General features: G+C 45.1%; 7 protein-coding genes. 4 read left to right on the top strand and 3 right to left on the bottom strand.

The window, feature by feature from the left end; translation table 11 throughout:
* Positions 1–63: 63 nt before the first annotated feature.
* Complete coding sequence (locus KI655_RS14590; protein ID WP_285406342.1) at positions 64–738, bottom strand: oligogalacturonate-specific porin KdgM family protein; 675 nt, start codon at positions 736–738, stop codon at positions 64–66.
* A 65-nt stretch (positions 739–803) separates the two neighbouring features.
* Positions 804–2,063, bottom strand: coding sequence for an alginate lyase family protein (locus KI655_RS14585; protein WP_285406340.1), 1,260 nt, complete (start codon positions 2,061–2,063; stop codon positions 804–806).
* Between the two features lie 985 nt (positions 2,064–3,048).
* Between KI655_RS14585 and KI655_RS14580 the strand changes: the two genes are divergently transcribed.
* The 3 genes from KI655_RS14580 to KI655_RS14570 all read left to right on the top strand — a co-directional run bounded on the left by KI655_RS14580 (position 3,049) and on the right by KI655_RS14570 (position 11,087).
* Positions 3,049–4,815 (top strand): transporter, encoded by a 1,767-nt coding sequence (locus KI655_RS14580; protein WP_285406338.1) that lies wholly within the window; start codon positions 3,049–3,051, stop codon positions 4,813–4,815.
* Between the two features lie 211 nt (positions 4,816–5,026).
* The gene (locus tag KI655_RS14575; RefSeq protein WP_285406336.1) at positions 5,027–6,052 is read left to right on the top strand and encodes an HD-GYP domain-containing protein; all 1,026 of its coding nucleotides are present in this window, start codon (positions 5,027–5,029) and stop codon (positions 6,050–6,052) included.
* Positions 6,045–11,087 carry an ATP-binding protein gene (locus KI655_RS14570; RefSeq protein WP_306416275.1) on the top strand — a complete coding sequence of 1,681 codons (5,043 nt, stop codon included), beginning with the start codon at positions 6,045–6,047 and terminating at the stop codon, positions 11,085–11,087. Before KI655_RS14575 ends, KI655_RS14570 begins: the two co-directional genes overlap by 8 nt.
* Positions 11,088–11,120: 33 nt before the next feature.
* On the opposite strand, the gene KI655_RS14565 is transcribed toward KI655_RS14570, so the two are convergent.
* Positions 11,121–12,023: a LysR family transcriptional regulator gene (locus tag KI655_RS14565; protein ID WP_285406335.1), complete on the bottom strand. Its 903-nt coding sequence runs from the start codon at positions 12,021–12,023 to the stop codon at positions 11,121–11,123.
* Positions 12,024–12,184: 161 nt separating this feature from the next.
* Here KI655_RS14565 and KI655_RS14560 point away from each other — a divergent pair, with 161 nt between their 5' ends.
* Positions 12,185–13,360, top strand: a complete 1,176-nt coding sequence (locus KI655_RS14560) for an MFS transporter (protein ID WP_285406332.1) — start codon at positions 12,185–12,187, stop codon at positions 13,358–13,360.
* Positions 13,361–13,382 lie beyond the last annotated feature (22 nt).

The raw sequence follows: 13,382 nt of genomic DNA, 5'->3' as shown, positions 1-13,382 counted from the left end.
CATACATATGCTGGCTTTTTTGTTGTTTTCTATAGCTTTTGCGGATTACGAGCTTCGAGCAGATTAGAAGCTGTAGGTAATACCAACACGGCTACGTAGTTGACGGTCACGGCTGTCTTGTACGTTACCGAACTCAACGTATGGACGCCAGCTCCAGTCAGCCTCTTTGTAACCTACTTTTAGGTTGTAGTCCCATTCGTAGTCAGCACCGCCGCCGCCAGTCCACTCATTGTTGGCAAAGTCTTCTGCATAGTTCGCTTCAAAACCAAATTGGAAAGCATTCCAGTTGTAATCTAGGTTACCAGTGATTTTACTGCGGTTTCTGTTGTCATTCGACGAATCAGAGTTGTAATCGCGGAACTCATGACGGTAGCGTAGTTTCGCTTTTAGACCAGAATCAAACGAGTATTGAACACGTACTTGTGGTTTGTAAGTTACGCTGTCAGAACCAAAGGTGACAGGCATACTTGGTTGGATCATCCATTGATCATTCAATTTGAAACGGTAGCCATATTCGAACTCATTGTCCGCCGCTTCCCACTCCGAGAATGGCTTACCTTTTTGCTTCATCTCAGCACCAAAGAAATGGTTGTCAACTGACCCACTCATTTTGATACGGCTTGCCCACTCTTCTGAACCATGTTTGTACTCTTGGCGCGCATCAAGTGATGCAGCTGAAACACTGCCAGCAAAAAGAGTTGCTGTAATAGCTAAAGCAATTTTATTTTTAGAAATCATAATGTTGTTCCACTGTAATTAAAAGTTATGAAGGGTGGGCTTTTATTCACCCACCCGTAGGGGATTTATAGTTTTGGGTAAAGCAATTCGATGTCACGCTGTGCCCAAACCTCTGCAAGGTTCTTCTTCACCGTAAATTCGCTAAAATCGGTTTCTGTCGCGAGCTGGACCCACTCAGGCTTGTCCATCGCCACACCCGCTTTTAGGTAAAGCGGCGTCATGCGCTCGATACGGCGACGCTCATCTTTTTGGGTGTAAGGCCACTCTTTACTAAGGTCGTGGTAAGTCGCCATAAGCTGAATACCTGTCTCTAAAGAGCCGCCTTTCTTATTGGTGTAGTTCCAAAGGTCGACGTCTACCTTTTCGCCGATCTGCGCCATGCCAACCAATGGATCTAAGCTGAAGTAGTGGTAGTGATAAGCTCGAGTGCGCTCAATTTCATGCGGCTGAGAGCCATCCTTTTCGAACTGAGTATCGATACGCATCTTGCCTTTCTGAACCATCTGTTTTGCCAGTGGTTCGTTACCGATAAAGTAGGCAATACTTGCGACTTGATAGTCATACCAAGTACCGTGGTTGTTCTCAGCGTAAGCCTCACCTTTAGGGCCTCCTGACAGGTCATCGACAATCAGCCAATCTAGGTAGTCGCTGTACCATTGCTTAATCTGTTCTTCGTCTTTTTCTGTCCAAGAAGGTGATTGAGAAAGCATGGCGATTGAATCAAGCATGCGATCAGCCAAGGTACGAGTATCAATGATTCCGCCACGACGTCCTTCTGCAACACCTGGAACACCTTGACCGTAATTCACATTAGGGTTCATCTTAGTTTCTTCATTGATGAACCAAGTTCTAATGTATTCAATACCTTGCTGAGCATACTTTTCGTCTTGGCTAAAATAGTAAGCGATAGCTAATGCACGAACTGAGCGGGTGAAGTGCCCAATTCGCTTAGAATCTGTTTCATCTGTTTTAGAGGCTGGATTGGTTTTACCGTCGTGGCGAACCCACGGTAGACCGTCTTCTTTTGATTTATCAGGCCACCAATATGGGCTGATACTCATGTAGTCATTCTTATTGCCACTCGGGGGAGTCATGCCTTTATCAGCGACACTGAATGGGCCGTCTTGCATTGCGAGTTCTGCTTCTTCCAATAGTCGGTCATAAGTGACTTTCATTGTTGAAGGTGCTTGCTCAGATTGAAGTAAAGTGCGGTTAGCTTCTAGGGTTGCTTCATCCAAGAAGACGAAGTCAGCTGCAATCACATTGGAGCCAAAAGTGATGGCTCCAATACAAGCCGCAAGGTGTAGGGGACGTAGGGCTTTCATAAAATGCCTTTTATTATTGAGTTAAGATAATACAAATATGCTATCTCAATATTTTCATGTTGATCTGTGAATTGGATCTACTTGTGATGACAAAATTGGTGGTAACAAAGCGTTACATCTTGAAATATATATGCTAAGGCTATGTTTTATATGGCTTTGTAGGTTTATAAGAAAGTAGGCAAAAAATTAGACGTTCAAGAATTGTGCTCTAAATCAAGGTATTCAGAATATTCGCTTTATTTTTATTTGTAATACATTAATATTATTAACAGCTGGCGCGGACAAGCATTTTGATGACAGTATGTTGCAAACTGATTGATTCGCTCTGGTTATCGGATCTTAGGCATTGATTGAAGTGCCTTACACCGGTATTTCTATTCTTGCTCCCAACTATACTAATGATGTCTTCTGTCGCACTGCGTTGAGATAGAAGGAGGCGGTGGAAACACTGCCTTTGCGCCCATGTTGATACAGGCAACATGGGCGTTTTTTTATCTGCGCTTTTTACTTTCCCAATTACAGTCACTCATTTTGTTCTTGCTTTTGACCGTTCTCGTTGCATCAATCTCTTTGTTTTAAGACTGATACTAGCGACGATATACAAGAGGGATTTGATAACCTTCTTAGATAATTAGTATTACTTTTTACTTGTCGTTGATGGAGAAAACTCAGGCGGATAACTGTGGTGCACTAGAACTTAGTGATTAAGCACGCAATATGTGATGACTTTATCTCTAGCTATTAAGCGATAATATTCCTCCAAATTATCTGTTTTTCTTTAGTATTCATGTCTTTTCTCACCATTTAGCAGCTTTTCAGGCTTTTATTTATTCTATTGATTTATGATTTTGAGCTCGATCACTCCATACGTTTTTCGTCATCAAAATTTAAGATTTGAATCACGCAATTGAGTTATTGTAGTACAAATAATTTCCATCACTATTTATAGTCGAGACAACAAAAAAACAAATAAAAGGTCTCTACGATGGAACTCAATACCCTGATAGTAGGCATCTACTTCCTATTCTTAATTGCAATAGGGTGGATGTTTAGAACATTTACCAGCACAACCAGCGACTACTTCCGAGGCGGCGGTAGCATGCTTTGGTGGATGGTTGGTGCAACAGCATTTATGACACAATTTAGTGCCTGGACATTCACTGGGGCGGCCGGTAAGGCATTTACTGATGGCTTTGCCGTTGCGATTATCTTTATCGCGAATGCGTTCGGCTACCTAATGAACTACTTATATTTTGCACCGAAATTCAGACAGTTACGTGTTGTGACGGTTATCGAAGCGATTCGTATGCGTTTTGGTAAAGTCAACGAGCAGGTCTTTACTTGGTCTGGCATGCCAAACAGCGTTATTTCAGCAGGTATCTGGCTTAACGGTCTGGCTATTATTGCCTCTGGTATCTTTGGCTTCGATATGACGACAACCATCATTCTGACTGGTCTTGTGGTTCTGGTCATGTCAGTAACAGGTGGCTCTTGGGCGGTTATCGCTTCTGACTTCATGCAGATGGTTATCATCATGGCGGTAACGGTGACGTGTGCCGTAGTGGCGATGTATCACGGTGGTGGCGTAACTAATATCGTCAACAACTTCCCAACGGATTCGTTCATTACAGGTGACAACCTCAACTACCTAAGCATCTTTAGCATTTGGGCTGTGTTTATCTTCCTAAAGCAGTTCAGCATCACCAACAACATGTTGAACTCTTACCGTTACCTTGCGGCAAAAGATTCAAACAACGCGCGTAAAGCTGCTCTACTGGCTTGTGTACTCATGACGCTTGGTCCAATCATCTGGTTCATGCCTTCTTGGTTTATCGCGGGTCAAGGCGTTGATCTTGCTTCTCAATACCCAGAGGCGGGCAGCAAAGCCGCTGACTTCGCTTACCTTTACTTCGTACAAGAGTACATGCCGGTAGGTATGGTGGGTCTATTGATTGCCGCGATGTTCGCAGCGACGATGTCTTCTATGGATTCAGGTCTAAACCGTAACTCTGGTATCTTTGTTAAGAACTTCTACGAGCCGATTTTACGTCCGAATGCGAACGAGAAAGAGCTGGTAATCGTGTCTAAACTCACGTCTACCTTCTTCGGTATCTCGATCATCCTTGTGGCACTGTTCATCAACTCTCTAAAAGGTCTAAGCCTATTTGATACCATGATGTATGTCGGCGCCTTGATTGGCTTCCCTATGACAATCCCAGCGTTCTGCGGTTTCTTCATCCGTAAGACGCCAGACTGGGCAGGTTGGGGGACGCTAGTTGTTGGTGGCTTTGTATCATACTTTGTTGGTTTCGTTATCACTGCCGAAATGATTGAAGGTTGGTTTGGTCTGAATGAGCTAACAGGCCGTGAGTGGGCTGATCTTAAAGTTGCTATTGGTCTGATTGGACACATCGTATTTACGGCTGGCTTCTTTGTTCTATCAACTCTGTTCTACAAACCATTGCCAGAGCACCGTGAGAAGGACGTTGATACCTTCTTTGGTAACCTAGCAACGCCATTAGTTGCGGAAAGTACAGAGCAGAAGAAGCTAGATAACAAACAACGTCGCATGCTGGGTTCATTGATTGCGGTAGCAGGTGTTGGTGTGATGGCGATGTTTGTCCTACCAAACCCAATGTGGGGACGTTTAGTGTTCGTATTGTGTGGACTGATTGTATTCTCTGTGGGCCTGCTTCTAGTGAAAGCGGTGGATGATAAAGTCGAAGGCGTACAAGAAGAGACGACGGCATAAAACGACTGTCGATTAAAGTAAAACGATAACACCAAAGGCTGCTCTGATGAGCGGCCTTTTTGTTGCTTGTAAACATATTAAAGGTGGAATATACATTACGCATCTGTGCGCAAGGAAGGGATTTAGCAAATTTTTTACTTTGTTCTGTTGAGGACGCCAAATTGCGACCTACACTTGGTAAATAACTAATTGATTTATATATGGGGTAGTAATGAGTAGTAAACCGACGGTTCTCGTGGTAGACGATACGCCCAGCAACTTAGATGTACTCACCGGAATACTCAAAGACACGTACCAAGTCAAAGTGGCGATTAATGGTCACGTCGGTCTAAAAATTGCAAAAACGATGCCCCAACCAGATCTTATTCTTCTCGATATTATGATGCCGGACATTGACGGCTTTGAAGTGTGTCGTCAGCTGAAATCGCAGCCGAACACTGCGCATATCCCGATTATATTTGTGACCGCGAAGATTGACCCAGAAGATGAAGTCAAAGGCTTGAGTTTAGGTGCGGTGGATTACATTACTAAGCCTATCACGCCCGAGATTGCTCGCCAGCGCGTTAAAACCCACATTGCACTCTACGACCAAAAACGTGTCCTCGATGAGCAAGTTCAAGAGAAGACCGAAGAGATCAAACTCGGGCTCCTAGAAACAATCAAGATTCTAGGCCGCGCCGCTGAGTTTAAAGACAACGAAACGGGTATGCATGTCCTTAGAATGAGTCATTACTGCTATGTGTTGGCCGTCGCTGCAGGTATGCCGAAAGAAGATGCTGAGACATTCAGAGACGCCGCGCCAATGCATGACATTGGTAAGATTGGTATTCCAGACGCGATCCTTCTTAAGCCGGGCAAGTTGAATGATCAAGAATGGAATGTAATGCGACAGCATGTTGAGTTTGGTATCGAGATCTTAGGGAATCATAGCGACTCTAAGTTGATGAAGATGGCGGTAGAGGTCGCTCAGTATCATCATGAAAAGTGGGATGGGACGGGGTATCCGAATCAACTCAGTGGTGATGATATTCCTTTAGTGGGGCGCATTGCTGCGGTTGCCGATGTATTTGATGCGCTTACAGCAGACAGACCCTACAAGAAAGCCTGGAGCATTGAAGAAACCCTAGCACTGTTTGAGAGGGAAAAAGGCAAACACTTCGACCCTATGGTGGTTGATTTGCTGATACAAAACCTAGATCAGATACTGAGCGTCAAAGAGCAGTTTAAAGATGAGTAAGCCAAGCGCACTTATGCTTGGAAGCGAGAGGCTTCGAAGCGGGCAGCCAATATCAGCTTGGTTTTTCAGAGTCGTTTTATCAGTAGGATTACTGACATCGTTCGCCCTCGTTACGTCAGTTCATGCGGAAACGGAAAAACCTAATTATCCTGAAACTAAAGCGGTGTCGGATGCTGAACTTCAATCTTGGCTTAGCCTTGAACCGACCATTACCTACGTGGTTTTAGCTGGGCATTACCCATACTCTTTTATTGATGATAACGGCAACGTTTCTGGGCTTGTGCGTGATTATGCGCGTGACCTTGAGCAGCGTTATTTCGTTAATACCCAATTCTTAGTCGTGAATTCATACATTGAAGCTAAACGAGCGCTGGAAGATGGCCGGGCAGATGTGTTCCCATTCCAACAATTTGAAGTTCCAGAAGGCTCGGACTTCATTGCAACCGACCCTTATATTCCCTATCAGATTGCATTGATTGTGCCGACAAATAGTCAGCAGGAGTCTGGCTCTGCTCAACAAGCCAACTCTGATCAACAAGCTAATTCGGAACAGCAAGCGAATAAGAAGATCGCCATGGTCAAGGACTCAATTGACGCTGAGCGAGCAGGATTTCAACTCAACTTAATGACACAAACCACCGTTGATAATGTGATTGATGGTATTCGAGCACTGGAAGATGGACTGGTTGATGGGTTATTGGCGGAGCCGATCAGTACCATGGACTTAGCATTTAAAAGCGGCGTCTATGATCTGGGAGTGAATTATGTTTTGGATCGTTGGCGAGATATGGAAGCGTCAATGGTTTTGAAGTCGGGTAATCCTATCTTACTCGCACTCTTGAACGATCAAATTAATACCATGGAGATTGAAAAGAAGAACAGTATTCTGAGTAAATGGCTCAATGAATCACCGTATCGAGTCGCCCTGAAAGGGGTGTTTGGCTTTGGTAATCCTCCGTATCTTTATCCTGATAGTGCATCGGTGGGGATGGAGCACGCGATTCTTCAGCGCGCATTTAATGAGATGGGTTATCAGATTGGTGACGTTGTCACACTGCCACCTGCGGCGGCGAGAACGGCGATGGAGACCAATCGCTCTATGGCGTTTGTTTCAAGTAAGCAGATTGAAGATGAAACAACAGGGTATTTGAGTGATGAGATACTCAATGTGGAATTTGTGCCTATCTCATTGTCCCGTCGCAATGTTTCTATTCAGTCTCGTACGCCCTTATCTTTGGGGGCACTGTTGTACGACGAGACTTCACCTATTGTAAAAGCGGTCGAACAGCTAGAGCAGAGTCTGTTTATTGAAAAGGTCGAGGACTTCGATAGCCTAGAATCTGCGTTCTCGCAGCTCAGAGCACAGAATGTGGATCTGTTATTAGTCGAAAGGCGTGTGCTTGATTGGTTTATTGCCAACACTCGCTTCATAGAAATGGAAGAGCTTACTCTACATACAGACAACAGCATTAATTATCCTATCTATGTTGATTTTAGAGACCAAGACATCCGTGACAGTTTCAACGTAGCGATTAACAAGCTGAAAAATAGTGACCACGGTCTTGCGCAAATCATCGATTCTCATATCCATCACGACTTGTCGAGTGTCTTAAAAAAAGCCGACATCATGGCACAGGTCTCCGCTTACTTTATCGTTAATGATCGTATTCAAGAGTTACCAGAGTTGTTTGAAATCTTTGATGCAGACAGCTCATTCAGCGTGATCACGGCTCAAACAGACAACAGTACTCGTCCGATTGAGGCTTGGTACTTAGGTGATGTGGATGTGGGGCTGTTGAAGACTCGCGATACTTCCCACCTTTCTTCAGTAACCAAGAAAACGGCTTACTGGACCAAGGGGGGAACGACAAACGCCGGTAGTATGACTTTCTACTTCGATGTCGATCGGATCCTGAAGAACTATGCTTTTTATCCATCCATTGACCGCTTTGAAAGCTACGGAACGGGAGCCAAGCGTTACATCAGTGAGATCTACCAAAAGAACAATCTGACGGGTGAAATTCTTAACCTGACCCAAAATGAGCGCGATTGGATCAAAGTGAATCGCGATATTAAGGTGGGTATTGACCCAGATGCGCTTCCCTATGAGGCACTCAGTGATAACCAAGAGTACATTGGGATCATTGATGATTATCTCACGCTTATCCAACAGAAAACCGGTCTGAAAATCGAGCATGTGGACGTTGAAACTTGGGAGGAGACACGTCGCCTTGTTGATCATCATGCTGTGGATCTGGTTTCTGCTGCGGTGGAAAACCATGCGTTAGGCGAGAACGTGAAGCCAGCCAAGAGTTTTTTTTCTAGCCGATTGGCCATTGCCTCAATTAAAGACGTGAACAGTTTGCTGCTTAGCGAAGCGATAGGGTGGAAGATCGGGATTGTTAAAGGGGCTGCCAATACGGAGAGCATAGTCGAGCAACACCCACAGGTTGAATGGGTTTTGCTGCAATCAACCAGTGAAGGGCTCAGCCAAGTCAGCGAGGGTTTGTTGGATGCAACCATTGATACTATCGATGTTCTTAATTACCAGATCAACTCGTTTGGGTATCAAGGCATTGGCATTATAGGCAGGCTCGACTTTTTTGTGTCGCCGACGCTGCATGTTTTAAAATCAGAGCCGTTACTTTTGTCGATTGTGAACAAAGCAATCAACAGTATCTCAGCGGAAGAGCATCAGAAGATCTCCGCAAAGTGGGCGGCACCGAGGCAGATAGAAACCATTGATTATGAGTTGGTGTACACGATCTCGGGTTTCTCGATCCTGATTTTTATTCTTATCGTATTTTGGAACCGAAAACTGACACGTCAGGTGATCATCGCCAATAATGCGACCGAGGCATACAAACGTGCGCAAGCTCAACTCTATTCGATGCTCAACACCTCTCCGATTGCCGCAGCCGTTGTCTTTGGAGATGAGGTTCGTTATGCCAATGAAAGGGCGAAACACTTGTTTGGTGTAGACCATGAAGACCTTTCTTTGATAGCCCCTGATGCGATCCATGAATCTTTGGAAGATAGGAAAGCGATCTATGAGGAGTTGGCTAAATATGGTCAGGTAGAGAATCGTGAGTTAAAGCTGCGAACATTGGGTGGCGAGCCGCTGGTGGCCTTGGTGAGTTACTACCAGTTTGAACTGGATGGCGAACTTGCGGTGTTGTTTTGGGCGTTTGATATTTCGATTATGAAGCAGCTTAACCAGCGGCTTGCAGAAGAGAAACGACGGGCCGATGACGCCAGCCAAGCGAAATCTGAGTTTCTAGCCAATATGAGCCATGAGATCCGCACCCCAATGAATGCGATTCTTGGGCTCTCTCATCTAGCGATTGGAGAGATACAGAACCCTGTTGCTAAAAACTACATTGAGAAAGTCCACCGCTCTGGACAATCTCTGCTCGCAATCATTAATGACATTCTAGATTTCTCTAAGATAGAAGCCGGTGAGTTGGGGATTGATAGTATTCCTTTTAGTCCAACTCAACCTCTCAATGAGGTAGTGGAGTTAATGGAAGCCAAGGCCAGAGAGAAACAACTGTCGCTGCTATCGGATATTGATATCCCCGCAGAACTCGCACTGGTTGGCGATCCTTTGAGGCTGTTTCAGGTTTTGCTCAATCTTGTAGGTAACGCGATTAAGTTTACGGAGCAGGGGAATGTCACCATCCATTGCCGCATCGCAAATGAATCGATAAACACAGCGACTTTAAGTATCTCGGTGATCGATACCGGGATTGGTATCTCTCCAGAACATAAGAAGTATCTATTTGAAGCTTTCCGACAGGCAGACAGCACGACAACAAGGCGTTTTGGTGGTACAGGGCTCGGGCTCAATATTAGCCAGAAGCTGGTAAAAGCAATGGGAAGTGAAATCCATATTGAGAGCGAGCTTGGCGAGGGCAGCTGCTTTTACTTTGAGCTGAAACTGCCTAAAGCCTCTCAAGTGGAAGTAGCTAAGTTCAGAACCAAAGAAGCGTTCAGTACCCAAACTATTTTCTTTGAGGGTGAGCGAGTTCTATTGGTTGAAGACAACGAGCTCAATCAAGACTTGGCGATGGCATTTTTGAAGAGAATGAATCTCTCGGTCGATCTGGCGGAGAACGGCCAGCAGGCTATAGAGTGCGTGAAAGCGAACGACTACAAATTGATTTTGATGGACTTGCAAATGCCGATCATGGATGGCTATGAAGCCACACGACATGTGAAGCAGCTAAAGGCCGATATACCGATTATTGCGATGTCAGCTAATGCCTTCTCTGAAGCAAAGGAGCGGGCGATAGAAGCTGGCGTGGATGATTTCCTAGACAAGCCGATTGTGTTGGATAAAGCGATGGCGATGATTGCGCACTATATCGGCTCGGGTGTAGCGAAAACCAATCAAGGTGTGAGTCAGAGAGAAGGTGTAAGTCAGAGAGAGCGAGAAACGCTACAAGAAGCTCCTGAAGAGCAGCATGAATTATTTTCAGAGCAAGCTCTTGAACGCGCGACTCAGGGGGACGAGTTGTTAAAGCAGAAGTTGCTGATGCGTTTTACGGCACAAGCTCAGCCGATGCTGATTCATTCTCGTGAGCTACTGAACAATAGGGCGTGGCAGGAGCTAGAGCGAGAGGTTCATACCTTGAAGAGCATGTGTGGAGCGATAGGAGGTTTAAGCGCTCAGGCTTTCTTAGCCAATTGCGAGGGTAAGGCAAAAGATCACTGCTTAACCAGTGTTGATCTAGATGAAGCTTCTAAAAGATTGAATAAATTATTGGATGCTATTCAACCGCAACGGGTAACCAATGAAGGCACAGTGGCTGATGCGGTATCAGCCAACGAGGAAAACAGTGCGGATAGTGGACTCAGTCATGAACAAAAACAGAGGCTGGTCGAGCTTATCGCCAACTATGATAGCGAAGCACTCGACTACGTGAATGAACTGCTGTCGAGTACCAATATGCCATTGCTGCTGCAGGTGCATAAAGCGCTTGAACAATATGACTTCGATACAGCCTTGCAGCATGCTAATAATATCGAGTGATTAGCGAGTATAGGCTTACAACGAAATGTAAGCCTATTGCTCTAAACTGCTCGCAAAGGTCTGTTTAATGAGGTCGATGACGGTGTCATAACGGCGCGGCAGTGTGCGATTTCTCTTTTGAACCAAGTAGAGCGCTTCCTCAACTTTCACTTTCGGTGGCACGATATGAAGTTGGTCTTTGCCTGGGAAGTTCTCGACTGCGCCCTCTGGCAATACCGTAAAACCAAGCCCTTTAGAGACAGGTAGTAGAATCTGATGAAGCTGATTGATGTAGCCTGTTTTTGGTAACTCATTGATATTGAGCTTTTTCAGCGCTTCATCCCCACACAGATCGAAATAGAGCGATAGGTAGTGCGTTGAATCAGGGTGAGCAATCAAACCCAGCTGGTGGAGCTTCTCTGGTGTGATGTCGACGTCTTTGAGGCTCTTATGTGTGATTAGACACAGCGCTTCCTTACCAATCATCTCTGTTTGATAAACTCGGTCATTTGGTAGCTGAGTAACGATCCCCACATCAATCGTACCTTGTAACACGTCGTTGAAGATTCGTTGATTGGGTGAAGCCTCGACGTGGATGCTAAGCTCTGAATGCTCAGCTTGCAGTTCGAGAAAATCCGGATATAACTGAAGAGCAAGGGTACCAGAGCACGAGAGGTTACATTGACCTGCGAAAGGGTTGTCAAAGCGCAACGATTCAAACAACTCTTGTTGCTCTTTGTTGAGCTTTAGCGCGTAGCGATAAATTATTCGACCCTGTTCCGTCAGCTCAAAGGTCTTGTTCTCGCGAGACAGCAGTGAACAGTTGCAAGCTTGCTCAAGCTTTTTAATGTGCTGACTCACACCGGGTTGTGTCATGTAGAGCTTTTCAGCGGTCTGAGTAAAGTGGCCCACTTCCACCAGTGTCTTAAAGGTGTTAAGCCAAAGAGGGTTAATCATTTTGGTTCCTAATATAACAAAATATTATCACTTCCTTTGATTAGCATAACCCAAAGTAGTCAGGATGGATAAATATATCGTCATAAATGTCAGCTATTAAAGGGTTGCAAGTTTGTTGTCGATTTGTTGTAGTTGCTACCCAGTGCATAAAAGGTGGCAAAATGAACAGGAACGTTTGGATACTCTCCCTCTGTCAGGCTCTATTGATGACCGGCAACATTCTTTTGATTTCGGTAATCGGGCTGATTGGTAAACAAATAGCACCAAGCCAAAGTATGATCACCTTGCCTGTCGCACTTCAATTTCTGGGTTTGATGACTGCAACCATTCCTGCCTCACTTATCTCAGGTAAGCTTGGGCGCAAGCGCGGTTTTAGTATTGGTAATCTGGTTGGAATATCAGGTGCGAGCCTCGCCACTTTTGCTCTCTCTACTCAACAATTTTATCTGTTCTGTTTCGCCACCTTTTTATTGGGTATCGGTATTGGCTTTGGCACGCTCTATCGTTTCGCAGCAATTGAAGTCTGTAGTGAAGATGCACGTCATCGAGCTATATCGATTTCGATGGCGGGTGGAGTTTTAGCCGCTGTGTTAGGACCTAATCTCGCGGTGATGTCTCAGCAATGGTCACAAGACGGTTTGTACATCGGTGCATTCGCATCCTTGATTGGCCTTAACGTGCTTGCCCTTATTATTCTACAGACGGTTCAGTTTCCTAAGTTCAATCTGGCGACTCAACAGCTAAAGACTGATCCTATAAGTACTATGATCAAGGCACCCAATTTTGTAGGTGCAGTGTTTGCGGCGATGGTGGCTTACGCAGTAATGAATATCCTAATGACGGCAACACCGCTTGCAATGATTGGCTGTGGCTTTGATTTTACGAAAGCTGCCGGTGTCATTGAGTGGCATGTATTGGGGATGTTTGTACCGGCGTTCTTTACGGGTGGTTTGATTGAAAAGTTTGGTGCTAAGCGAATGATTTTGGCGGGCGCGGTGTTGTTCTTATTGTGTATTGCTATCAACATTCATGGCGAGTCAATTTGGCACTTTAGGTCTGCACTTGTGCTGCTTGGTGTCGGTTGGAACTTTATGTTTATTGCAGCCACCGGACTGTTTAGTCAATCGTATCAAGCGAAAAACAAGTCGAAGGCACAAGCGTTGAACGAGTTTGTTGTGTTTAGTTGTGTCAGTGTGACAGCGCTGCTCTCTGGTTGGCTTGAATCCATGGTTGGGTGGCAGAAACTTAATCTGTATGTGTTGCCGTTTGTTTTGCTAGTTATCATGGTGTTTGCTTTTAGTGCAAAGAAGGCAGCTCAACCATCTGTGACAGAATAGAACTGTGACAGAATGGAAACCA

The organism is Vibrio sp. D404a (assembly GCF_030248535.1).
Lineage (GTDB): Bacteria > Pseudomonadota > Gammaproteobacteria > Enterobacterales > Vibrionaceae > Vibrio.
This window is presented reverse-complemented; position numbering and strand designations above follow the sequence as displayed.